This is a genomic window from Micromonospora sp. CNZ303 (genome assembly GCF_004345505.1).
The window spans coordinates 370,694-393,452 of record NZ_SLVT01000003.1 but is presented as its reverse complement, the minus strand read 5'-3'; the positions used below and the strand labels follow the sequence as shown (position 1 = coordinate 393,452).

General features: G+C 74.2%; 20 protein-coding genes. 7 read left to right on the top strand and 13 right to left on the bottom strand.

All coding sequences use genetic code 11. The features are described 5' to 3' along the window. Positions 1-103: 103 nt before the first annotated feature. The gene (locus EV374_RS07865; protein WP_132233055.1) at positions 104-1,975 is read left to right on the top strand and encodes a glycosyltransferase family 87 protein; all 1,872 of its coding nucleotides are present in this window, start codon (positions 104-106) and stop codon (positions 1,973-1,975) included. 4 nt (positions 1,976-1,979) lie between these two features. On the opposite strand, the gene EV374_RS07860 is transcribed toward EV374_RS07865, so the two are convergent. Both EV374_RS07860 and EV374_RS07855 read right to left on the bottom strand, forming a co-directional pair. Continuing rightward, entirely contained in the window at positions 1,980-3,851 is a 1,872-nt protein-coding gene (locus EV374_RS07860; protein WP_132233053.1) for a DUF6311 domain-containing protein, read from the bottom strand. After that, the gene (locus tag EV374_RS07855; RefSeq protein ID WP_486485631.1) at positions 3,851-5,821 is read right to left on the bottom strand and encodes a glycosyltransferase family protein; all 1,971 of its coding nucleotides are present in this window, start codon (positions 5,819-5,821) and stop codon (positions 3,851-3,853) included. Before EV374_RS07855 ends, EV374_RS07860 begins: the two co-directional genes overlap by 1 nt. A gap of 189 nt (positions 5,822-6,010) precedes the next feature. Between EV374_RS07855 and EV374_RS07850 the strand changes: the two genes are divergently transcribed. Next, on the top strand, positions 6,011-7,204 hold the full coding sequence (locus EV374_RS07850) for a hypothetical protein (protein ID WP_132233051.1): 1,194 nt from the start codon (positions 6,011-6,013) through the stop codon (positions 7,202-7,204). Positions 7,205-7,324: 120 nt separating this feature from the next. Here EV374_RS07850 and dxs read toward each other — a convergent pair whose 3' ends face one another. The 4 genes from dxs to EV374_RS07830 all read right to left on the bottom strand — a co-directional run bounded on the left by dxs (position 7,325) and on the right by EV374_RS07830 (position 13,939). Continuing rightward, on the bottom strand, positions 7,325-9,274 hold the full coding sequence (dxs, locus tag EV374_RS07845) for a 1-deoxy-D-xylulose-5-phosphate synthase (protein WP_132233049.1): 1,950 nt from the start codon (positions 9,272-9,274) through the stop codon (positions 7,325-7,327). Between the two features lie 128 nt (positions 9,275-9,402). Beyond that, complete coding sequence (locus EV374_RS07840) at positions 9,403-10,572, bottom strand: anhydro-N-acetylmuramic acid kinase (protein WP_132233047.1); 1,170 nt, start codon at positions 10,570-10,572, stop codon at positions 9,403-9,405. Further along, entirely contained in the window at positions 10,569-11,867 is a 1,299-nt protein-coding gene (locus EV374_RS07835) for a TRAM domain-containing protein (protein ID WP_132233045.1), read from the bottom strand. Before EV374_RS07835 ends, EV374_RS07840 begins: the two co-directional genes overlap by 4 nt. Next, positions 11,864-13,939 (bottom strand): APC family permease, encoded by a 2,076-nt coding sequence (locus EV374_RS07830; protein ID WP_132233043.1) that lies wholly within the window; start codon positions 13,937-13,939, stop codon positions 11,864-11,866. The genes EV374_RS07835 and EV374_RS07830 overlap by 4 nt, the downstream gene beginning before the upstream one ends. A gap of 162 nt (positions 13,940-14,101) precedes the next feature. On the opposite strand from EV374_RS07830, the gene EV374_RS07825 reads away from it, so the two are divergent. Then, positions 14,102-14,767: a potassium channel family protein gene (locus tag EV374_RS07825; protein WP_132233041.1), complete on the top strand. Its 666-nt coding sequence runs from the start codon at positions 14,102-14,104 to the stop codon at positions 14,765-14,767. A gap of 2 nt (positions 14,768-14,769) precedes the next feature. Continuing rightward, the gene (locus EV374_RS07820; RefSeq protein WP_132233250.1) at positions 14,770-15,459 is read left to right on the top strand and encodes a potassium channel family protein; all 690 of its coding nucleotides are present in this window, start codon (positions 14,770-14,772) and stop codon (positions 15,457-15,459) included. 10 nt (positions 15,460-15,469) lie between these two features. Here the strand turns inward: EV374_RS07820 and EV374_RS07815 are convergent, their stop codons facing one another. The 4 genes from EV374_RS07815 to dut all read right to left on the bottom strand — a co-directional run bounded on the left by EV374_RS07815 (position 15,470) and on the right by dut (position 17,965). Beyond that, entirely contained in the window at positions 15,470-16,153 is a 684-nt protein-coding gene (locus EV374_RS07815; protein ID WP_132233039.1) for a DUF3159 domain-containing protein, read from the bottom strand. Between the two features lie 31 nt (positions 16,154-16,184). Continuing rightward, positions 16,185-16,565, bottom strand: coding sequence for an OB-fold nucleic acid binding domain-containing protein (locus tag EV374_RS07810; protein WP_132233037.1), 381 nt, complete (start codon positions 16,563-16,565; stop codon positions 16,185-16,187). A 127-nt stretch (positions 16,566-16,692) separates the two neighbouring features. After that, the gene (locus EV374_RS07805; RefSeq protein WP_132233035.1) at positions 16,693-17,361 is read right to left on the bottom strand and encodes a DUF3710 domain-containing protein; all 669 of its coding nucleotides are present in this window, start codon (positions 17,359-17,361) and stop codon (positions 16,693-16,695) included. Positions 17,362-17,386: 25 nt separating this feature from the next. After that, entirely contained in the window at positions 17,387-17,965 is a 579-nt protein-coding gene (dut, locus tag EV374_RS07800) for a dUTP diphosphatase (RefSeq protein WP_486485630.1), read from the bottom strand. Between the two features lie 90 nt (positions 17,966-18,055). Between dut and EV374_RS07795 the strand changes: the two genes are divergently transcribed. Then, positions 18,056-18,556 carry a DUF3093 family protein gene (locus EV374_RS07795; protein WP_207913948.1) on the top strand — a complete coding sequence of 167 codons (501 nt, stop codon included), beginning with the start codon at positions 18,056-18,058 and terminating at the stop codon, positions 18,554-18,556. Positions 18,557-18,638: 82 nt separating this feature from the next. On the opposite strand, the gene EV374_RS07790 is transcribed toward EV374_RS07795, so the two are convergent. Both EV374_RS07790 and EV374_RS07785 read right to left on the bottom strand, forming a co-directional pair. Beyond that, positions 18,639-19,508, bottom strand: coding sequence for a hypothetical protein (locus EV374_RS07790; RefSeq protein ID WP_486485629.1), 870 nt, complete (start codon positions 19,506-19,508; stop codon positions 18,639-18,641). Between the two features lie 140 nt (positions 19,509-19,648). Beyond that, the gene (locus EV374_RS07785) at positions 19,649-19,945 is read right to left on the bottom strand and encodes a DUF4193 domain-containing protein (RefSeq protein ID WP_013284790.1); all 297 of its coding nucleotides are present in this window, start codon (positions 19,943-19,945) and stop codon (positions 19,649-19,651) included. 435 nt (positions 19,946-20,380) lie between these two features. Between EV374_RS07785 and EV374_RS07780 the strand changes: the two genes are divergently transcribed. Beyond that, positions 20,381-20,893: a LytR C-terminal domain-containing protein gene (locus EV374_RS07780; RefSeq protein WP_207913941.1), complete on the top strand. Its 513-nt coding sequence runs from the start codon at positions 20,381-20,383 to the stop codon at positions 20,891-20,893. Between the two features lie 112 nt (positions 20,894-21,005). Here EV374_RS07780 and EV374_RS07775 read toward each other — a convergent pair whose 3' ends face one another. After that, on the bottom strand, positions 21,006-21,824 hold the full coding sequence (locus EV374_RS07775) for an inositol monophosphatase family protein (RefSeq protein ID WP_132233031.1): 819 nt from the start codon (positions 21,822-21,824) through the stop codon (positions 21,006-21,008). 477 nt (positions 21,825-22,301) lie between these two features. Here EV374_RS07775 and EV374_RS07770 point away from each other — a divergent pair, with 477 nt between their 5' ends. Next, positions 22,302-22,568: a hypothetical protein gene (locus tag EV374_RS07770; protein ID WP_132233029.1), complete on the top strand. Its 267-nt coding sequence runs from the start codon at positions 22,302-22,304 to the stop codon at positions 22,566-22,568. Positions 22,569-22,759: the final 191 nt, after the last annotated feature.

Sequence of the window (22,759 nt, the reverse complement as noted above, 5' to 3'; positions counted from 1 at the left end):
CGTCCTCCCCGTCACACCGTGGCCTCCGGCGGACCGGCAAATCGGCCGTGGGGACACCGGCTGAGGCAAAAGCGACGCCGGAGCGCCTGTACGATGGCGCGTCGTGGCTGTGCCGGTGGTAAACCCCTCGCTGAACTCCGTCTCCGAGCCCGTCGCGGCCGAGCCGACGCGCCGGCCCCGGCGCAGGCCCTCCCGCGCCGACGTACTGGCCATCGGAGCCTATGTCCTGCTCGGCGTTTTCGTGTGCCTGAACTACTGGGTGGACGTGCAGAACCGGGTGTCCTCGCACCTGCCCACCGACCACAGCTGGTTCGAGTGGCTCTTCTCGCACGGCGCGTACTCGGTGCGGCACCTGGAGAACCCGCTGTTCACCGAGCGACAGAACGCCCCGGACGGGGTGAACATGATGGCGAACACCTCGCTGCTCGGGGTGACGCTGCCGCTGGCGCCGCTGACCATGCTCCTCGGCCCGCAGGTCATGTACGCCCTCTACCTGGGCGGCGCGCTGGCCGCGACGGCCGGCACGTCGTACTGGATGCTGTCGCGGCACCTGGTGCGCTCCCGCGCGGCGGCCTTCGTCGGCGGCGCGTTCCTCGGCTTCGCGCCGGGCATCGTGCACCACGCCAACGGCCAGCCCAACTTCGTCTCGAACTTCCTGCTGCCGCTGATCGTGGTGCGGGTGCTCCGGCTCGGCGAGCCCGGCCGGTGGCGGCGCAACGGGATCGTGCTCGGCCTGCTGGTGGCGTACCAGATCTTCATCAACGAGGAGATGCTGCTGCTCACCGCGCTGGCCTGCCTGGTCGTCGTGGTCGCGTACGCGATCATGCGGCCGGCGCGGACGCGGGCGGTGGCCGGCACCTTCGCCGCCGCGCTCGGCGTGGGCGGCGCTCTGGCGCTGCTGCTGACGGCCTACCCGATCTGGTTCCAGTTCAACGGCCCGCAGTCCTACCGGGGGTTGCAGGGCGGGGTGTTCCACAGCTGGGGCGAGGACCTGGCCGCCTTCGTCACCTTCGCCCGCGACACCGTGGCCGGCGACGAGGCGGTGGAGAAGACCATCGGCCTGACCGAGCAGAACACCTGGTTCGGCTGGCCGTTGGTGCTGCTGTCGCTGGTGGCGCTGGTGCTGCTGGTCCGCCGCTCGCTCGCCGCCCGCATCCTCGCGGTGCTGGTGGTGGTCTTCACGGTGGCCTCGATCGGCCCGAAGGTGCGGATCAACGGGGTGGAGACGGAGACGGACGGCCCGTGGGCCTACATCTCCGACGACCTGCCGCTGGTCGAGATGATGATGCCGACCCGGCTGGCCCTGGTGGTGGCGGCGGCGCTCGGCGTGCTGCTCGCCCTGGCCTGGGACACCGTCGCCGGCAGCGGCCGCCCGCCGGTGCCGGCCCCCCGTGCCGGCTCCGACGGCGACGACCGCGCGGCCGGTGCCGACGCCGCCGGGCCGCGCCGCCGCTGGCTCCGTCCGGTCGGGTACGCGACCGTCGCGCTCGCCGTGCTGCCGCTGTTCCCGCGTCCGCTGCCCGCGGAGCCCGTCGACCCGCCACCGCACTTCATCACCGCCGGCGGCTGGCGCCCGTACGTGCCGGAGGGCCGGACCCTGGTGCCGGTGCCGATCCCGAGCAACGTGCACGGCCTGCCCACGCTGCGTTGGAGCGCGCTGACGCAGCACGCGTTCCCGATCCCGGGCGGCTACTTCATCGGGCCGAACGAGCTTGGCGAGGGCGTCTTCGGCGCGCCCAACCGTCCGACCAGCGCCCTGGTCTACTCCACGATGGACAAGAACACGGTCCCCGCGCTGACGGAGGAGAACCGCCGCCAGGCCGTCGAGGACCTGCGCTTCTGGCGGGCGTCCGTGGTCGTCCTCGGCGCGCATCCCCGCGAGGCGGTCCTGCGCGAGCTGATGACCGCGCTGATCGGCCCGCCCCAGCGCGTCGACGACGTGTGGCTCTGGGACGTCCGGCCGCTCGTCGACTGAGCCGTCAGCCCACCAGTGGGCGGACGTCCCAGACGTGGGCGCCGGCCACCTCCCGGCCGGGCCCGAGCAGCGCGTCGAGCGTACGGCGCACCGGGTCGCCGTGGTGCAGTCCGCCCTGCACCACCAGGGCGGCCCGCCAGTGCCGCAGGTCCTCGACCGCCTGCCGGCGGTGCTCGTCGGTGACCACCGGCACCTCGCCGGTCTCGGCCACCCGGCGCAGCAGCTCGGCGGTGGGGCGGTCCGGGGCGCCCCACCGGGCGGCCGGGTCGTCGGCGCTCCGGGGGCCGATGAAGTAGCCACCCGGGGCCGGGAAGGCCAGCCCGGTGCGGGCCGACCAGAGCATCGCCGGGCTGAGCCCCGCGCCGGTCACCGGCGGCACCGGGACCAGGGTCCGGCCCGGCGGCACGTGGGGCCGCCAGCCGCCCTCGGCCACGAACGCCGGCACCGGCCAGGCCGGCACGGTCCGGATCGGGGTGGGGATCAGCGGCAGCAGCGCGGCGGCCACCGCCCCGCCCCAGAGCAGCCGCACCGGCACGGCACCCACCCGGGCCTCGGCCCCGTTCCCGGGGCGCGGCCGGTCGGCCCCGGCCTCGGGGCGCAGCCGGTCGGCCCCGCTTGCGGGGCGCAGCCGGTCCGCTCCGGTTGCGGGGCGCAGCCGGTCCAGGGAGAGGGCGAGCAGGATGCCCAGCACCGGGACGCAGACCAGCGGGAAGCGCGCCGGCACCGCGTGGTCGAGCAGCGGCAGCTCGGCGACCAGCCGGTACGGCCCGGGAATGCCGGTGGACGTGCCGTCCAGGCGGACCTGCTCGCCCAGCGAGAGCAGCGCGAAGAGCAGCCCGCAGGCGGCCAGCGCGCGGACCAGCGGCCGGCGCCACAGCCAGATCACGATCACCACGGCGAGCACCAGCAGCCCCGGGCCGAAGAAGGAGTTCTCCTCGGTGGGGTTCGGCGCGAGCAGGCCGGGCAGGTGGTCGTCGCCGAGCACCGTCTGCCGCGCCGAGGCGGTGAAGGACGCGGCGTCGAGCTGGTAGCCGTGCGCGTGGAAGGGCATCCCCCGGTAGTGGCCCGGGCCGAAGAACTGGAACCACAGCGGGTACGCGAGCAGCGGCAGCGCCACCGCCACCCCGACCGCGAGGCGGCCGAGCAGCGCGGGTGCCCGCCGACGCGCGCTCTCCCGGTCGGCCGCCGCGTACGCCAGCGCGAACGTCCCGGCGGCGAGGACCAGGAAGGCCAGCACCTCCTCGCCGAGGAAGAGCTGATACGCCACCAGCAGCCCGAGCAGCGTCCCGTGCCGCCACACCCGGCGCGGGTCCGGGTGGAACACCAGCGCCAGGATCACCGGCACCAGGAACTGCGCCGCCATGTGCAGGTGCGCCCCGGCCTGCGCGACCATGCCGGGGGCGAAGCCGCAGACGAGCCCGCCGACGGCCGCCGCCGCCCGGGAGTCGACGAGCCGGCGGCGCAGCACCGCGTACCAGGCGGTCGCCGTGCCGGCGAGGCAGCAGACCACGGCCACCAGGAACGCGGCCTGCGAGCCGAAGAGCAGGGTGACCGGGGTCAGCGGCACGCCCAGGCCCAGCACCGAGGTGTTGGCCATCAGGTTCACCCCGTCCGGGGCGTTCAGCTCCCCGCTGTACAGCGGGTTCTCCAGGCCCGTCACCGCCCGGGCCGCGCGGGCCAGCATCCACTCGAAGAGGACCTGGTCCCCCGCCTGGTGGAACAGCCGCCCCGGGCGCCCCCACTGGCCGAGGGTCAGCAGCACCGCCAGGGCGAGGTAGCCGGCGACGACCAGCGCGTCCGGCGCGCGCACCGGCAGCCGGCGGGACCGCCGGGCGGGTGCCGCCTCGGCGGTGCCGGTCGCCGCCGGGGCGCTCATCAGGTCGGCTGGTCGGTCAGCGTCCGAACGTCCCAGACCCAGACGTCCAGCTCCCGGCGGCCGGGACCGACCAGCTGCTCGACGGTGCGCCGCAGCTGCTCGGAGTGGTGCTGGCCGACCGGGAGCACCAGGATGGCCGCCCGCCAGTGCCGCAGCTCGTCGAGCGAGCGGCGGCGCTGTCGGTCGTCCAGCTTCGGGATGCGGCCGGTCGAGGCGACCTCCTCCAGCAGCCGCCCGACGCCGCTGGGCCGACCGCCGAAGCGGCCGGGGTCGCCGGTGTTGCCGTTGCGCGGCGCCAGGAAGTAGCCGCCGGGGATCTTGAAGTCAAGGTTGGTGGAGGCGGCCCAGCGCATGCCGTGGGTGTGCCCCATGTTCGGCACCGGGATCGGCACCAGCGTCTGGTCCTCACCGACGTAGCCGCGCCACCGGTCGGCGGTGATGAAGTCCGGTACGGGCGGGCGGGAGGTCACCTTCAGCGGCATCGGCGCGATCGGCAGCAGCGCGAGGACGAGCCCGGCAACGGTGAGCGTACGCAGCGTGCGCCGCTCGACCGGCAGCGTCCGGGAACGCTCGACGGCGAGCGCCAGCAGGATGCCCACCACCACGCTGGTGATCAGGCCGAAGCGGGTGGGCACCACCGCGTCGAGCAGCGGCAGCCGGACCAGCCACTCCCAGGGGCCGGTGAACAGCTCCCGGTGCCACCAGGACACCCGCTCGCCGAGGGAGAGCACCGCGAAGAACGCCCCGGTCGCGGCGAGCGCCCGGACCAGCGTCTCCCGGCGCAGCCAGGCCACGATGCCGACGGCCATCAGGGCGAGGCTCCAACCGAAGAAGGCGTTCTCCTCGGAGTAGTTCGGCGCGAGGTTGACGTTGGCGCGCTCGTCGCCGCCGATCGTCGGCGAGCCGGGCGCGAAGAAGGCCGCGATGTCGTTGCCGTAGTCGCGGACCGCGTCGCTCAGTCCGTGGTACGCCATCGGCCCGGCGAACTGGACGTAGAGCGGGTACGCCAGCAGCGACCCGGCGAGCAGGGTGCAGATCGCGAGGGCCTTGGCCAGCGGTCGCCACGCCGCCGACCAGAGCGCGGGCCGCTGGGCGAGCACGGCGAGCAGGAACACCCCGCAGGCGAGCGCCGTGAAGAGCAGGATCTCCTCGTTGATGAACGCCTGGGCGGTGACCATCAGGGCGAGCAGCACGCCGTCGCGCCACGGCCGCCGGGACCGGGTGATGAGCAGCACCCGCCAGACGATGAACGGCAGCAGGAACTGCGAGATGATGTTGGGGTGCCAGTTGGCGTGCGACAGCATCGCCGGCGAGAACCCGCAGAACCAGCCGCCGACGGCCGCCGCCAGCGGGCTGCGCACGACGTGCCGGGAGAGCACGAAGTACCAGGCCGAGGCCGTGCCGGCGAGCGCGAGCGTGACCAGCACCACGAAGGTCACGGCAGGCCCGAAGAGCAGCGTCACCGGCACCATCGGAATGCCCAGCGCGAGGATGGCCGTGTTGGCCATCAGGTTGACCCCGTCGGGGTAGTTGAACTGCTCGGTGAAGAACGGGAACTCGCCGTGCAGCACCACGCGTACCGAGTGGGCGAGGAAGAACTGCACCTGGGCCGGGTCGCTGCTGTAGAGCGAGGCCACCCGGCCGGCCGGGTCCACCCAGATCTGGCTGGTGACCCACACCGCGGCGAGCAGGAACAGGCCGAAGACCGTGAGGTCCTGCCGTCGCCGGGTCCACCGCCGGGGCCGGGCCGCGCCGTCCGCCCCGCCGGCCTCGCCGGAGGGGGCGGCGTCGGTCGCTTCGGTGGTGGCCACGGCCGCGCCGGGGGCGTCGGCCTCGTCGGCGCGGGCGGCCCCGTCCGGCGTACGGTCACCGGCGCCGCCGCCCACGGGCGGCGCCACGGGTTCGGACGCGGGGGCCGCGGCGGCGTCGGATTCCGACCAGGATTCGGCGCGGGTCTCGGCAGGCGTCACAGTCGGCGGAGTCTACCCGAGCGGGACATTCACCCTGAAACCACGGCAGTGTCCTCTGTGGTCGGCGTCGGCCACCGCCCGCGACCTGCGCACGGACGGTGGGCGAGGGGGCGCGTCCCGGTGATCCGACATCTCGTACTATGGCGCTTTCCGTTGAACGACGGCTGAGGCGATCGAGGGGGCGTACAGGTGGCTCCAGTCCGCCGGCGCGGCATCACGGCCACCGCACTGCTGACCCTGCTGCTCACCGCGACCGCCTGCGGGCCGGTGGCCGACCGGCAGCCGGGCGACCTGCGGGTCGGCTACGACAGCCTGGACGGCGACCTGACGGTCTGGCCGCCACGCGGCACCCTGACGGGCGACGCCGCCGTCAGGTCGGCGGTGACGGAGGCGGTACGCGACTGGCGGTCGCCGGCCGACGACCGGGTGCACCTGCCCACGTCCGGGATCCTCTGGTCCGGCGAGGTCGGCGGCGCGCCGCTGGCCCTGGTCGCCGCGGACGTGCCCGGCGAGAGCGCCTCCTGGCTGCTCCAGGTCACCACCGAGAACGGCCGGTACGCGGTCACCCGCGCCGCCGAGTACACCGACCCCGGCTACCTCGTCTACTCCGACGTGCTCCCCGTGCACACCGCCGACGGGCGGCGCTACCTCACGTCGGGCCGGGTGCAGCGGCTGCTCGGGCCGGACGGCCGCGCCCTGCGGCACACCGACGGCCTCACCGAGCCGGTGACCGTGCCGGCCTGCCGGGCGGTGCCGGTGACCGCCACGCTCAGAGCCACCCAGGCGCTGCCCCGGGGCCGGGCCGCCGACCGGCTGCTGGACCTCGGCACCGGCACCACCGACCCGCGCTACCCCCTCGTACGCGACGAGAGCGGCTCCGGCAAGCGGGCCCTCACGGGCCTGGACACCTGCGCGCTCGCCGGCGAGGAGGGCCCGTTCGGCAGCGTCCCCCGGCGCATCGGCGACCGGGACGCGCCGCGCTCGGTGCCGTCGTCGTGGCCGATGACCAAGCTGACCGTACGCACCCTCGGCGAGGTCGCCCTCGGCGGCGGCGAGCCGGCGGAGCTGGAGCAGCTGAGCTGGGAGACGGCCGACGGCACGATGACCGCCGTGGTCTACCGCCCCGCCGACGGGGGCACGCCGGTGGTCTCCCCCGCCGACCGCGCCAACCCGTTGCAGACGTACACGCTGCCGGTGCCGGGGCAGTCGCTGGCCGTGCTGAGCTGGCGGCCGACCGCCGACAGTTCGCTGTCGACGCCGCCGGACACGCCCCGGCTGGTGGACCGGCCGGGGCTGGTCGTGGTGCCGGCGCCGAGCCGGTCGGAGACGTTCAGCCTCGCCGAGGCGGAGAAGACGCACTACCGCTCCCTCGGCGGTCGCTGACCCGGCGTTCCCCCGGCGTCCGCTGACCCGGCCTTCCCCCGGCGTCCGCTGACCGGCACGCGAGACGCCGACGGCGGGTGACCCGGTCTCCCGGGGCACCCGCCGACGGCGGTCGGAAACTCAGCTCTGCGCGGTCGCGTCGTCGGCGGCGATCACCGGCTCGACCTGCTCGACGTCCAGCCGGGAGATCCAGCCGGTGACGTCGCGGGCCACGTCCTGCGCGGTCAGGCCGAGGTCGGCGAGGATCTGCGCGCGGCTGCCGTGCGGGTGCCAGTCGGCCGGTACGCCCAGGTCCTTCAGCGGCACCCGGACGTCGGCGTCCCGCATCGCCTGGGCGAGGGCGTCACCGACGCCGCCGACCCGTACGCCGTCCTCGACGGTGACCACGAGGCGGTGCCCGGCGGCCAGCTCGACCAGCTCGGCCGGGACCGGCCGGACCCAGCGCGGGTCGACCACGGTGACGCCGTAGCCCTGTTCGGCGAGCCGGGTCGCCACCTCCATGCCCAGGTGGCCGAAGGAGCCGACCGCGACCAGCAGCACGTCCTTGCGCGCCGCCTCGGCCAGCACGTCGACGGTGCCGACCCGGCGCACGGCCGGCAGGTCGGCGGCCACGGTGCCGGTCGGGAAGCGGACGATGGTCGGGCCGTCGTCGACGCCCACCGCCTCGCGGAGCTCCTCGCGCAGGGTGGCGGCGTCGCGGGGCGCGGCGATCCGCAGGCCCGGCACGACGCCGAAGATCGACATGTCCCACATGCCGTAGTGGCTGGGCCCGTCGGGGCCGGTGATGCCGGCCCGGTCCAGCACGAAGGTCACCGGCAGCTTGTGCATCGCCACGTCCAGCAGGACCTGGTCGAAGGCGCGGTTGAGGAAGGTCGCGTAGACCGCCACCACGGGGTGCAGCCCGCCGAGGGCCAGGCCGGCGGCCGAGGTGGCCGCGTGCTGCTCGGCGATGCCCACGTCGTAGACCCGGTTCGGGTGCTTGCGGGCCAGCTTGGCGAGGCCGGTGGGCTCGGCCATCGCGGCGGTGATGCCCACCACGTCGGGCCGCTCGTCGGCGATCGCGACCAGCTCGTCGGCGAAGACGCCGGTCCACTTCACCGACGGGGCCGCGACCGACTTGCCGGTCGCGACGTCGAAGGCGCCGGGGCCGTGGAAGCAGTCGGCCTCGTCCTCCTCGGCCGGGCGGTAGCCGTAGCCCTTTCGGGTGACGGCGTGCACGATCACCGGGCCGCCGAAGTTCTTCGCCGCCCGCAGCGCCGACTCGACCGCCGTCACGTCGTGCCCGTCGACCGGGCCGACGTACTTGATGCCGAGGTCCTCGAACATCGCCTGCGGGGCGACGGCGTCCTTGATGCCCCGCTTGACGGCGTGCAGCACCTCGTACATCGGCCGGCCGACCAGCGGCGTCGAGCCGAGCGCCTCCTTGACGGTGTCGAGCACCTTCTCGTAGCCGGGGTTGAGCCGCAGCGAGGAGAGGTGGTCGGCGAGGCCGCCGATGGTCGGCGCGTAGGACCGGCCGTTGTCGTTGACCACGATCACCAGCGGGTTGCCGGCGGTGGCGATGTTGTTCAGCGCCTCCCAGCACATGCCGCCGGTGAGCGCGCCGTCGCCCACCACGGCGACCACACTGCGCTGCTCGCCCCGCAGCTTGTAGGCCTTGGCCAGGCCGTCGGCGTAGGACAGGGCGGTGGAGGCGTGCGAGTTCTCGATGAGGTCGTGCTCGCTCTCGGCCTGGCTGGGGTAGCCGGAGAGGCCACCGCGCTGCTTCAACTTGTCGAAGCCGACCTGCCGACCTGTGACGATCTTGTGCACGTACGCCTGGTGGCCGGTGTCGAACAGCAGCCGGTCGCGCGGGGAGTCGAAGACCCGGTGCATGGCCAGCGTCAGCTCGACCACGCCCAGGTTGGGGCCGATGTGCCCGCCGGTGCGCGAGACCTTGGCGACCAGGAAGTCACGGATCTCGGCGGCGAGGACGTCCAGCTCCTCGGCGGACATCCGCTTGACGTCCTGCGGACCCCGGACGGTGGCCAGCAGCCCGGTGTGGTGGACCGTGCCCTCTTCAACGCTCATGACGCAAGAGTCTATCGGCCGTCCGACACTCCGCAGGACGGCCCGGACGCCCGCCCACCGACCGGGGGTGCTGAGCGCCTGGTCAGCCCCCGGGTGGATCGCGGGTGACCGGGGGCACCCTGCGGGAGTCAGGTCGCGATCCGCAGCCGCCGGGGTGCCGGGACGGCCGGGGCGCCCCGGTACGCCGGCCCGGACGGGGTCCAGGAGCCCAGCACGGCGGCCCGGGCGGCGCCGGTCACCGAGGGCAGCGCGCCGGGCAGCCCGTGCCAGGAGAGCCAGCCCAGCAGGGCGAACGCGTACGCCTCCTTGGCCTGCGCGGGCACGCCCAGCTCGTCGGTGGTGCGCAGCCGCCAGCGCCCCGCCCCGAGGGCGGCCAGCCGGGCGGTCAGGGTGGGGTTGCGCACCCCGCCGCCGGCCGCCACCACCTCCGCCACGCCGTGCCGGTCGCACTCGGCGGCCACCACCCGGGCCGTCAGCTCGGTCAGGGTGGCGAGCACGTCGTCGGCCGGCACCGCCTCGCCGAGGGCGGCCAGCCGGGCGTCCAGGTAGCCGGCGTGGAACAGCTCCTTGCCGGTCGACTTGGGCGGCGGCGCCGCGTAGTACGGCTCGGCGAGCAACGCGTCGAGCAGGCCGGGGTGCACCCGACCGGCCGCCGCGCGGGCGCCGTCGAGGTCGCAGGGCCGCCCGAGGAGGCGGCGGGCCGCCGCGTCGAGCAGCGCGTTGGCGGGCCCGACGTCGTACCCGAGCACCGGCGCGCCCGGCGCGAGCACCGTGAGGTTGGCGATGCCGCCCAGGTTGAGCGCGGCGCGCGGGGCGGCGCCGTCGGCCGGGTCGAGCAGCAGCGCGTCGAACGCCGGGACCAGGGGCGCGCCCTGCCCGCCGGCCGCGACGTCCGCCGAGCGCAGGTCACTGAGCACGGGCACGCCCACCCGGGCGGCCACCCGGGCCACCGCGCCCAGTTGCAGGGTGCCCAGCGCGCGCCCGTCGGCGACCCAGTGGAAGACCGTCTGCCCGGGCGAGACCACCGCGTCGACCGCGCCGCCGGCCAGCTCGACGCCGAGGGCCGCCGCCTCGGCGAAGACCTCGCCGAGGCGGTTGTCCAGCCGGCAGACCGCCTCGATCGTGGTGCTCCCGGGCGGCAGCAGCGCGCCGATCGCCTCGCGTAGCTCGTCGTCGTAGTCGAGGGCGCGGTGCCCCAGCGGGCGCAGCCGCAGCGTGTCCCCGTCGGGGGTGAACTCGGCGGCGGCCACGTCCACCCCGTCGTACGACGTCCCCGACATCAGTCCAACGATCCTCATGTGAGGAAGGGCCCCTTCTTGACGGATTCGGTAGAGGAAGGGTCCCCTCCCAACCCGGCGGCGGGCAGGAGCAGACCGACCAGCTCGACGTGCTGGGTCATCGGGAACAGGTCGAAGCCGCGCAGCACGGTCAGCCGCCAGCCCAGCCCGGCGAAGGTGCGCACGTCGCGGGCGAAGGCGGCCGGGTCGCAGGCCACGTACGCCACCGCGCGGGGACCGGCGGCCACGATGTCGCGCACCACCCGGGCGCCCGCGCCGGAGCGCGGCGGGTCGAGCACCACCACGTCGACCGGGCCGGTGATCCGGCGGCGGGCCAGCGCGGTCTCCACCCGGGCCGGGACGACCTCCACCCGGGGCAGGTCGCGCAGGTTCTCCCGGGCGGCGGCGACGCCCTGGGCCGCCGACTCGACCAGGGTGACGCGGCCCGCGTCGCCGACCCGGCCGGCGAGCGCGGCGGCGAAGAGCCCCGCCCCGCCGTAGAGGTCCCAGGCCCGCTCCCCCGGGCGCGGGTCGACCAGCTCCAGCACGGCGTCGACGAGGGTGTCGGCGGCGGCCGGGTGGACCTGCCAGAACGACGACGCCGGCAGCGTCCACTCCCGGCCGGCGGCCACCTCGCGGACCCGGTCCGGGCCGCTCACCGTGCGGGGCACCCCGTCGGCGACGGCGGTCACGGCCACGTCCCCGCCCGTGGAGGCGACCGTCTCGACCGCGTCCGCGTCCGGCCAGCGCGACCCGGTCGGGGCCAGCACGGGCAGCTCGCGGATCGCGGGGTGGGCGATCAGGCAGCGGTCGATCGGGACCACCTCGTGCGAGCGGTGCTTGAGCAGGCCGGCCCGGCCCGCCCCGTCGACGGCGTAGCGGACCCGGGAGCGCCAGCCGAGCGGCCCGCCGGGCAGCGCCTCGACCCGGACGCCGAGGGCGTCCAGCTCGGCGTCGGTGAGCCCGCCGAGGCGGGTGAGCTGCTCGCGCACCACCGCCGCCTTCCAGTCGAGCTGGGCGGCCGGGGCGACGTGTTGCAGGTCGCACCCGCCGCACCGGCCCGGCTTCGCGTACGGGCAGGGCTGCTCGACCCGGTCCGGGGCGGCCTCGAGCACGCTCACCGCGTCGGCCCGGACGAACCCCTTGTGCACCTCGGTGACCTCGGCGACCACCCGCTCGCCGGGCAGCGCGTGCCGGACGAAGACCACCTGGCCGTTCACCCGCGCGACGCAGTGCCCGCCGGGCGCGACCGCCCCCACGGTCAGCTCGACCCGCTCGGCCTCCTCCAGCCCGCGGTCGTTCCCGTGCGCGCTCACCGTTCACCTCCACCACTCGGGCCGCTCTCGCCGGGCGGCGCGGACACGACGGGCGGGACGCTCGGCGGCAGGGTGCCGCGCGGCGCGACCCGGGGGCCGCGTGCCGGCCCCCGGCTCAGTGTGGCGTCCAGCCGGTCCAGGTCCTTGCCGGCGGTCGAGGCGAGCTGCCACGGCACGCTGGTCACCATCACCCCCGGTTCGAAGAGCAGCCGCCCCTTCAGGCGCAGCGCGCTCTGGTTGTGCAGCAGGTGCTCCCACCAGCGCCCCACCACGTACTCGGGGATGAAGACCGTGACCACGTCGCGCGGCGACTCCCGGCGGACGCCGGCCACGTAGTTCAGGATCGGGCGGGTGATCTCCCGGTACGGCGAGTCGACCACGGTCAGCGGGACGGGCAGGTCCCGCCGCTCCCACTCCGCCTGCAACTCCCGGGTGTCCTTCTCGTCGACGTTGACGGTCACCGCGGTCAGCGTGTCCGGCCGGGTGGCCCGGGCGTACGCGATCGCCCGCAGCGTCGGCTTGTGCAGCTTGCTGACCAGCACGACGGCGTGGTTGCGGGCGGGCAGCACGGCGCGGCCCTCGTCCGGCGGGGTCAGCTCCGCGGCGATCCGGTCGTAGTGCCGGCGGATGCCCAGCATGAGCACGTAGATCATCGCCATCGCGGCGATGGCGATCCACGCGCCGAGCAGGAACTTGGTGACGAGCACGATGACCAGCACCGCGCCGGTCATCGCCATGCCGAAGGTGTTGATCGCCCGGGAGCGGAGCATCCGCCGGCGCGCCTGCGGGTCCCGCGTGGTCCGCAGGTGCCGGTTCCAGTGCCGGATCATGCCGGCCTGGGAGAGCGTGAAGGAGACGAAGACGCCGACGATGTAGAGCTGGATGAGCTTGGTCACCTCGGCCTGGAAGCCGACGATCAGCACGATCGCGGCGACGGCCAGGAAGACGATGCCGTTGGAGAAGGCCAGCCGGTCGCCCCGGGTGTGCAACTGCCGGGGCAGGTAGCGGTCCTGGGCGAGGATCGAGCCGAGCACCGGGAAGCCGTTGAAGGCGGTGTTCGCGGCCAGGAAGAGGATCAGCGCGGTGACCCCGGCGACCACGAAGAGCAACACCGAGCCGGAGCCGAAGACCGTCTCCCCGAGCTGGGTGGTGACGGTCTTCTGCACGTACCCCTCGGGGCCGGAGATGATCTGGAGCCTCGGGTCCTCGACGAACTGCAGGCCGGTGAGGCGGGACAGCCAGATGATGCCGACCAGCATGGCCACCGAGATGGTGCCGAGCAGCAGCAGCGTGGTGGCCGCGTTGCGGCTCTTCGGCGCCTTGAACGCCGGCACCCCGTTGGAGATCGCCTCCACGCCGGTCAGCGCCGCGCAGCCCGAGGAGAAGGTCCGCAGCAGCAGGAAGACCAGGGCGAAGCCGGTGACGCTGTGCTCGGCCTGGATCTCCAGGCCGGCGCTGGGCGCGCGCAGGTCGTGGCCGAGCACGAACACCCGGACCAGGCCGGTGAGCAGCATCCCGACCATCACGATGATGAAGCCGTAGGTGGGGATGGCGAAGGCCGTGCCGGACTCCCGCAGGCCGCGCAGGTTCACCGCGGTGAGCAGCACCACCGCGGTGACCGCGATCAGCACCTTGTGGGTGGCCACGAACGGCACCACCGAGCCCAGGTTGGCCACCCCGGAGGAGACCGAGACCGCGACCGTGAGCACGTAGTCGACCAGCAGCGCGCTGGCCACCGCGACCCCCGCCCGGGGCCCGAGGTTGACCGTGGCCACCTCGTAGTCGCCGCCGCCCGAGGGGTAGGCGTGCACGTTCTGCCGGTAGCTGGCGACGACGGTGAGCATCACCACCACGACGGCCAGGGCGATCCACGGCGAGAAGAAGTACGCCGAGGCGCCGGCGGTGGAGAGGGTCAGCAGGATCTCGTCGGGCGCGTACGCGACGCTGGAGAGCGCGTCGGACGCGAAGACGGGCAGCGCGATGCGCTTGGGCAGAAGCGTGTGCTTGAGCCGGTCGGACCGGAACGGTCGACCGAGGAGCAGCCGCTTCAGCAGCGAGGTGGGTCTGGCCACAACGGCCAAGCGTACGACCCCCCGGGTGGGCGTCGTGGGGTGGCCGATCACGACGTGGCGCGGCGGCGGAGTACCGTCGGTCCGCACTCGCGCCGGGAACGTGGCAGGCTCGCAGACGGCACGCTCACCGGCCGGGTGTGGCGCACCTTGAGGAGGGACGCGGTGCATGTCGTGATCATGGGTTGTGGCCGGGTCGGCTCGACCCTCGCCTACAGCCTGGAGTCCCGGGGGCACTCGGTCGCGGTCATCGACCACGACGCCGACGCCTTCCGCCGGCTCGGCCCGGACTTCGCCGGGATCACCGTCACCGGCGCCGGCTTCGACGGGGAGGTGCTGCGGCAGGCCGGCATCGAGCGGGCGGACGCCTTCGCGGCCGTCTCCAGCGGCGACAACTCCAACATCATCTCGGCCCGGCTCGCCCGGGAGACGTTCGGCGTGTCCCGGGTGGCGGCGCGGATCTACGACCAGCGCCGCGCGCAGGTCTACGAGCGGCTCGGCATCCCCACCGTGGCCACCGTCCGGTGGACGGCCGAACGGATGCTGCGGCACCTGGTGCCGGAGGGGAACGTGGAAATCTTCCGCGACCCGACGAGCACGGTGTCGATCATCGAGGTGCCGGTGCACAAGGACTGGGTCAGCCGGCCGGTACGCGCCCTGGAGGGGGCGACCGGGGCCCGGGTGGCGTACCTGATCCGCTTCGGCATCGGCACGCTGCCGACCAGCTCCAGCGTGGTCCAGGAGGGCGACCAGCTCTTCATGCTGGTCACCGACGACATCGCGGAGACGGTCACGTCGGTGGCGGCGGCGCCGCCGGAAGGAGGGCTGTGAGCATGCGCATCGCCATCGCCGGCGCGGGCAACGTGGGCCGCTCGATCGCCCAGGAGCTGATCGACAACGGCCACCAGGTGATGCTCATCGAACGCCAGCCCAGGATGCTCCGCCCCGACCGGGTGCCGGCCGCCGACTGGGTGCTGGCCGACGCCTGCGAGCTGGCCAGCCTGGAGGAGGCCGACATCGCCGGCTGCGACGTGGTGGTCGCGGCCACCGGGGACGACAAGGTCAACCTGGTGGTCTCGCTGCTGGCCAAGACCGAGTTCGCGGTGCCCCGGGTGGTGGCCCGCGTCAACCGGGCCGAGAACGAGTGGCTCTTCACCGAGCAGTGGGGCGTCGACGTCGCGGTGAGCAAGCCGCGGGTGATGGCCGCCCTGGTCGAGGAGGCGGTCACCGTCGGCGACCTGGTCCGGCTGATGACGTTCCGGCAGGGCGAGGCGAACCTGGTGGAGATCACCCTGCCGCCGACCGCCCCGTACGTCGGGGAGCCGTTGCGCGCGGTCCCGCTGCCCCGCGACTCGGCGCTGGTGGCGATCCTGCGCGGCAAGCGGGTGCTGGTGCCCACGCCGGACGACCCGTTGGAGGCCGGCGACGAGCTGATCTTCGTGTGCACGGCGGAGGTCGAGGACGCGGTCCGCGCGGTGGTGCTCGGGGCGGACAGCGTCGAGCGCACCCGCGAGCAGCGCTGAGGCGGCGGCCTCAGCCGCCGGGCAGCGCCTCGGACTCCGCCTCCCGGGTCACCCGGCGGACCGTCCAGACCGTGATCAGCAGCAGCAGCACGTACGGCGGGTAACCCAGCACCAGCCGCGCCACGCCCAGCGCCGTGTCCTGGTGGGCGAGGTAGAGCCCCGCCTGCACGCCCACCTTGGCCAGCCACACCACGCCCCACAGCACGGTGAGCCCGGTGAAGGTCCGGACCAGGCGCGGGTCGTCGCGCCACTCCGAGCGGCCCTTGGCCACCAGCACCGACCAGATCCACCCCACCAGGGGCTGCCGGATGGCGGCCGAGAGCAGCAGGGCCAGCCCGTAGCCGATGCCGTAGAGGATGCCGGGGAGGTAGAAGTCGCGCTCGTCGCCGGTGCGCCAGGCGATCGCGGCGCCGACGGCGACGCCGAAGAGCCCGTTGACCGCGTGCCGGACCGGGCGGCGCTGTGCCAGCCGGAGCCCGGCGATGGCGAGGGCCACCACCACCGAGGCGATCACGGCGGGCCGCAGCTCGCCGATGATGTTGGCCAGCACGAAGACGACCACCGGGATGCTGGACTCGACCAGGCCCCGCCAGCCGCCGAGCTGGTCGGCCATCTGCTCGGCGAGGGTGGGCAGCGGCTCCTCGCCCTGCGGGTCGCTCTCCGGTTGTGCCGCCCGGTGCTGTCCCGTCGTCATCGCACGCCTTCCGTCCGCCGCGGCCACCGGGTCACTTCGGCGGTTCCAGCTCGTAGTACGGGTTGTAGATCACCTTGCGGTCGTCGCGCACCGCCACCCGGCCGCGCGCGGTCAGGTGCCGGCCGGGCTCGATCCCGGCGATGTGCCGCCGGCCCAGCCAGACCAGGGTGACCACGTCGCTGCCGTCGTAGAGGTCCGCCTCCAGCGTGGGCAGGTTGGTCCGCGGGGTGTAGACGACCGTACGCAGCCGACCGGCCACCGAGACCACCTGGCCCCGCGTGCACTGCCCGGCCGGAACACCGCCGTGCTCGGCGCTCTCCCGGCGCAGCTCCTGCGCCTCGATCTCCGCCTCGCTCGCCGTGAGCCGTCGCAGCATGCGGCGCAGCGGGCCCCGGCCCTCGTCGGTCGACATGACCTCCGCGTCACCCTCTCCACGCTGGGCCGACGCCTCGCCGGCACCCGGGACGACCCCGGCGACGCCGGAACCGTCCCGCCAGCGTACGCCGACGGGGCCGGTCCCGGCGCGTCGTGACGGACGGTCAGGCCTCGCGGGGCGCGGGCGCGGGGTTGCCGTCGGCCGGCGCCCCCTGGACCGCCTGGTCGGCCACCTCACGGGGCAGCCGCAGCGGCAGCGGCTCGCGCACCGGCTTGGCCTCCTGGCCCCGGTCGACCACCAGGCCGTCGAGGCACTCGGCCAGCGGGCCGGCGGCGGCCGGGTCGGTGGCCACCTCGCCCTGGTAGACGCCGCGGACCATCCAGCGCGGCCCGTCGATGCCGACGAACCGCAGGTCGGTCAGCCCGTCCGGGGTACGCACCCGGGCGTGCAGCTCGATGCCGTACTCGCCCTGGACCTCCTGGGCCGCCGCGCCGTCGTTGAACAGCGACTGGCGGATCTCCTCGCGCACCTCGTCCCAGATGCCCTCGGAGCGCGGCGCGGCGAAGACACCGAGCTGGAGCGCGTTCGGACCGTGCACGAGCACGACCTGCTGGATCACGCCCTCCGGGTCGGCCTGCACCCGCACCTCGACGTCGCGCACCGCCGGGATGTGCAGGCTGCCCAGGTCGAGCCGCTGCACCCCCTCGGGCGCCTCGGAGATGTCGTACGGGCCGCGGGCCGGGGTCGACTCCTCGTGCGAGTCGAGGACCTCGGTCGTCCGCTCGTCACGGGCGTGCCGTCCGGCACTGTCCCGCTTCCGGGAGAAGATCACTGCGCCAACCCTCCGCTGTTCGCTCTCACCCTGCCACCTCTTCCGTCCGGCCGCCTGCCCGGTCCCGCTCTTCCCGCCGCACGTCCGGCGACCGCCGTCCGTCCGGTGTTTCCGGGGCCGCGTCCTGCCCGCCGTCCGCCGGGGACGGCACCAGGCCGGCGTGGCCGCCCGTGGAGCCGTGGCCGCCGGTCCCGCGCCGGGACGCGGGCAGCTCGGCCACCGCCCGGAAGTCCGCCCGTGCCACCCGCTGCACGACGAGCTGCGCGATGCGGTCACCACGGGAGATCTTCGCCGGTGTCTCCCGATCATGATTGATCAGGTTGACCAGGATCTCACCCCGGTAGCCGGCGTCGACCGTACCGGGCGCGTTGAGCACCGTCACGCCGAGTCTGGCGGCGAGCCCCGAACGGGGGTGGACCAGGCCCACGTACCCCTCGGGCAACGCGATCGCCACGCCGGTCGGGACCAGGGCCCGGCCGCCGGGTGGCAGCTCGACGTCCGCCGCGGCCACCAGGTCCGCGCCGGCATCGCCGGGATGGGCGTACGCCGGCAGCGGCAGCTCGGGGTCGAGCTGCCGTACGGGCACGGGTACGACGTCGGTCACGGTTCTCCTCTTCCGTCCGTTTCCTGGGGTGACCCTGCCATCCTGCCGGTTCCGTCGCCCGTCGTGCGCCGTACCCTCGCAGGAGTGAGCCTGTCACCATCCTCGCCGTCCCCGGCGCCGCCCGCCGCGGTGCCCCCGCAGCACGCCGAGCGGCTCGGTCTGCCCTGGTGGCTGTGGCTGGGTGGCCTGGCCGCGGCCGCGCTGCTGGCCCTCGAGGTCTGGATGGGCGCCCCCGGCGTCCGCGCCTGGCTGCCCTTCGTCGTGCTGCTCCCGGCGACCGTCGCCGGCCTGGCCTGGCTGGGCCGGATCCGGATCGCCGTACGCGACGGCGAGCTGCGGGTGGACGACGCCCGGCTGCCGGTCCGGTTCGTCGCCGACGTCGTCCCGTTGGACGCCGCCGGCCGGCGTGAGGTGCTCGGGGTCGGCGCCGACCCGCTGGCGTTCGTGGTGCAGCGGCCGTGGATCCCCGGCGCCGTGCAGGTGGTCCTCGACGACCCGGCCGACCCCACCCCGTTCTGGGTGGTCAGCACCCGGCACCCGGTAGAGCTGGCCGAGGCGCTCCTCGCCGCCCGCGACGCCGCCCGGGCCTGAGTCCGTCCGGCCGCTGTCCGCTCGCTCCGGCGCTGTCCGGCGGCGTCCGGGACCCGGCCCGTGCTCGGTGCCGGCCGCCCGCTCAGCGGGCGCCAGGGAGGGCCGGCGGGGCGTCCGGCAGTGCCTTGGCCTGGCGACGCAGGTCGCTGCGGAGCTGGTCCGCCATGGTCCGGGTGGCCCGGCGGTTGAGGTAGCTGGCCACCGCCGCCCCGGTGAGGAAGGGCCCGAGGGTGGTCAGGTTGCGGCCGAAGCGCTTGAGCAGCGTGTCCCGCAGCTCCTTGCGCGCGGCGGTGCCCAGCACGGCGCCCACCCCGACACCGGGCATCATCGGGTTGATCCCCCGCTGGCCGGCCCAGGACTGCACCAGCGCGACCGCCCGCTGGGTGCCGCCGCTCGGCACCGGGACCCCGTAGACCTCGTGCAGTTCGCCGATCAGCTTCAGCTCGACCGCCACCACGGCGACCGTCTCGGCGGCCAGCAGGACCGGCGCGGAGAGCAGGGCCGGGGCGACCGCCCACTCGACCGCCGCCACTCCCCCGCCGGCGGCGCCGATGCCGGCCGTCGTCCGCGCGGCGTTGCGGACCAGCCGCTCGGCCAACGCCTCGCCGTCCAGGCCGTCGAAGTGCCGGCGCAGGGTGGCCAGGTCGCGTACCGGCACGTGCGGGGCGACCTCGGCGACCGTGTCGACCATCCAGCGCACCGCGCTCTTCGGCTTGAACAGGTCGGTCAGCCCACGCGCCCGCGCCTGCCCGACGAGCCGGCCGAGCAGTTGCCGCCGGCGGGCCGGCTCGACGTCGTCGGCGGTCAGGGCCGCGACGGTCGCACCCAGCTCGTCCGTGCCGCGCGCGGGCACCGCGTCGGCGTGGTCGTCCCGCGCGACGGGGTCGTCCGCGCCGACAGCCCGGCCCTCATCCGCGCCACGCGTGCCGCCGGACTCGCTCCACTCGCTCATGGTCCGACCTCCCGAATGGACCGACGTCGTCATGACGGTCACCCGTCAACGAGTCAAGCAGGTCCCCGGGAATGCCGCACGGCGACTCGGGCAGCGGCGGCCCCGACGAGGGAGCCGCCGCTGGTGCGGACGCTACGGTGTCAGACGCACTCGCGGCAGATGAGGTCGCCGTTGCGCTCGACCGCCAACTGGCTGCGGTGGTGCACCAGGAAGCAGCGGGCACACCGGAACTCGTCCTGCTGCATCGGCAGCACCTTGACCGTGAGTTCCTCGTCCGCCAGATCGGCGCCGGGCAGCTCGAAGCTCTCGGCCACCTCGGCCTCGTCGACGTCCACGGCGCCCGACTGTGAGTCGACGCGTCGGGCCTTGAGCTCTTCCAGGCTGTCCTCGCCGAGGTCGACCTCGTCGCGACGCGGGGCGTCGTAGTCGGTGGCCATCGGTTTCACTCTCCCATATCGATGTTGTCGCTTCCGGTTGTAACGCCGGACGACGCTGTTTCGGTTCCGCTGGCCCGCCACCACTTGTGTCGGTCACCCGACCCGAAGACAGCACGGACGGAGGCGTCCAGACGAACACCCCCAGCGAGCGCGGAACCTTACCCCCCCAGTAGGCGAGGCATGTATACCGCCCTCGTGGCTGAGATGTACGCCCCCGCACGCGAAGTTGTTCCCAATGTGATTCAGGCGACACGAAGATAGGGGTAGTAGTACCCGGTTCCCGGTTGGCGCGCCGGCATGTCCGGCTGTTTCCACGCGACCGCCGGACACCCGTTAACCTCAGCGGCGTACTCCGGCGGCCGGCGGGGCGGCCCGACCGCCGACGGCCGCCACCACCACGTCTGTCTGGGGAGCGCCCTGATGAGCTTTGCGCGAGTGCGAGCACTCGTTGTCGTCGGTCTGCTGGCGCTGGTGGCCCTGGTCTTCGTGGTCGTGGCCCTGGTCCGCGACACACAGAGCGGGGCGGGCGTCGCCGCGGGCTGCCCTGAGGGGTGGCCGCTGGCGAACACCGCACTACCTGAGCGCAAGGACGTCAAGATCAACGTTCTCAACGCCAGCGAGCAGCCGGGCCTCGCCCGCCAGATCGGCGACGAGTTCCGCAACCGGCAGTTCCAGGTCAAGAAGATCGGCGAGGAGAAGAAGAAGATCGACGACATAGCGGTGCTGCGGTACGGCCCGAAGGGCGTGGGCTCGGCGCACGTGCTGCGAGCCTACTTCCTCGACGACGCCGACACGGTGTACGACGCGAAGCGCACGGACGACACGGTCGACGTGGTGCTGGGCGGGTCCTTCCAGCAGCTCGCCACCACCACCGAGGTCAACCAGTCCCTCGGCGACCTGGGCGCGCCGGTAGCGCCCCCCGGCTCCTGCCCGGCACCGAAGAAGTGACCGCCACCGCGGCGCGCCGACCGGACCGGGCGCGCCGCGGGGAAGCTCTCCCGAGGCCACGTGGGGGCGCCCCCGCGTCGCCGCCGGCGGTCCCCGACCGCCGTCCGGCCGGTCAGGGACCGCCGGACGCGTCGAGGTCGGCGAGGCGGGCGTGCAGCGGCTCGAACAGCGCCGGCGGGGCGGCGACCACCATGTCCGGTCCGGCCGGCACCCCGCGCAGCCCGTCGACCCGCAGGCCGGCCTCATGGGCCACCAGGCCGCCCGCCGCGAGGTCCCAGGCCGCGAGCCCCTTCTCGTAGTACGCGTCCACCCGGCCCTCCGCGGCGTAGCAGAGGTCGATCGCGGCGGCACCGAGCCGCCGGATGTCCCGCACGTGCGGGATCAGCTCGGCCACCACGCGGGCCTGGTGCGCCCGGCGCCGCGGGTCGTACCCGAAGCCGGTGGCCACCAGCGCCTGGCCGAGGTCCGTCTCGGTGGAGCAGCGCAGCCGCGTACCGCCGCGCCAGGCGCCGCCGCCCGCGGTGGCCGTCCACTCGTCGCCCGTGCTGATGTTGCGCACCACCCCGGCGACCACGATGCCGTCCACCTCGGCGGCCAGCGAGACCGCGGAGTGCGGCAGGCCGTACAGGTAATTCACGGTGCCGTCGATCGGGTCGACGATCCAGCGGACCCCGCTGCCGGGCCCGCCCGCCGCGGCCCCGCCGTACTCCTCGCCGAGCACCGAGTCGTCGGGACGGAGGGTCGCCAGCGCGTCGAGGACCTGCCGCTCGACCGCCCGGTCGGCGGCGGTGACCACATCGGTGACGGTGGACTTGGTCGCGGCCACCGAGACCCCTTCGGTGCGCATCCGGTGGGCGGTCTCCGCCGCGTCCCGGGCCACCTCGATCGCGATCTTGAGCAGCTCCTGTGGCGTCGGCGCCGGACTGGTCATGGGTGGCCCCCTCTGTGCGGGTGGTGGGTGGGTACCGGCACGACCCCACCGGCGTCGTCGACGTCCCTCCGCAGCGCCGTGCCCACGCCTCATCATCGCCTACCCGTACCGGGCGACCGGACGCCGGCCCGGCGAGGTCGATGTGGTGCCGCAGGCAGGTCACGGCGGGCACCGACACCCTTCGCTGACAGTGCGTGACGGCGCGCATTCGCTCCGCATTGACATCGTCACAACCGGCTAGACAAGGTGCTGATCAATGCAGCTGGTTTATTCCAGCCAGCTGGCCACACACAACTCAAAGAACGGGGGATGCAGTGGCTGAAAGCTGCTCGAAGGCGCGCGTCGATGGGGAAAGAGGGCCATCGTCACCACCGGGGTGGCGCTTACTGCAATCGTGGCGACGGGCACCGCCGCGCACGCCGCGACCACCCACCAGTACGCGCGCTACGGCAACCAGACCAAGATCTACGGCGAGGCGTGGTTCAACAGCGGCGCCTGCTGCATCCCGGAGCGCAACGCCTTCACGGTAAAGGACTCTTCCTCGGACGGCACCCGGTCAAGGTCTACCGGTCCGGCGCCCGGACCGGCAACTACACCCTTCTGGTGGAAGGTGCGGGACAGGAACGGACCTTCAGCATCGAGACCGGCAACATGTCGCGCGCCGTTATCCACTGGAAGGTCTGCACGCTGGTAAGTGGTGGCGTCGAATGGTGCAACCCCCTGATGAACGACTACATCGACTGAGTCGCCCCGCTCCGCGAGCGTTGTAACGCATTTTTGTGTCGACGCGGTCGCCGTTTTCCATTTGAAAACGTCGACCGCGTCGCCGCATTTCCTACCGGCGCCGCGGCCCCCGGCCGCGGCAACGTCCGACCGGCGGCAGGTGAGGTCCCACGGGGAGCAGACCTCAGCGGGTGCATCGCCGACTGCCGCGA

What these genes read in the sequence shown, in the direction of transcription:
- EV374_RS07810 (WP_132233037.1), bottom strand. Translation starts at nt 16,565, where the DNA reads ATGTCGACCGACGAGGGCCGGGGCCCGCTGCGCCGCATGCTGCGACGG.
- EV374_RS07820 (WP_132233250.1), top strand. Translation starts at nt 14,770, where the DNA reads ATGCGCATCGCCATCGCCGGCGCGGGCAACGTGGGCCGCTCGATCGCC.
- EV374_RS07775 (WP_132233031.1), bottom strand. Translation starts at nt 21,824, where the DNA reads ATGACCAGTCCGGCGCCGACGCCACAGGAGCTGCTCAAGATCGCGATC.
- EV374_RS07790 (WP_486485629.1), bottom strand. Translation starts at nt 19,508, where the DNA reads ATGAGCGAGTGGAGCGAGTCCGGCGGCACGCGTGGCGCGGATGAGGGC.
- dxs (WP_132233049.1), bottom strand. Translation starts at nt 9,274, where the DNA reads ATGAGCGTTGAAGAGGGCACGGTCCACCACACCGGGCTGCTGGCCACC.
- EV374_RS07860 (WP_132233053.1), bottom strand. Translation starts at nt 3,851, where the DNA reads ATGAGCGCCCCGGCGGCGACCGGCACCGCCGAGGCGGCACCCGCCCGG.
- EV374_RS07815 (WP_132233039.1), bottom strand. Translation starts at nt 16,153, where the DNA reads ATGACGACGGGACAGCACCGGGCGGCACAACCGGAGAGCGACCCGCAG.
- EV374_RS07785 (WP_013284790.1), bottom strand. Translation starts at nt 19,945, where the DNA reads ATGGCCACCGACTACGACGCCCCGCGTCGCGACGAGGTCGACCTCGGC.
- EV374_RS07840 (WP_132233047.1), bottom strand. Translation starts at nt 10,572, where the DNA reads ATGAGGATCGTTGGACTGATGTCGGGGACGTCGTACGACGGGGTGGAC.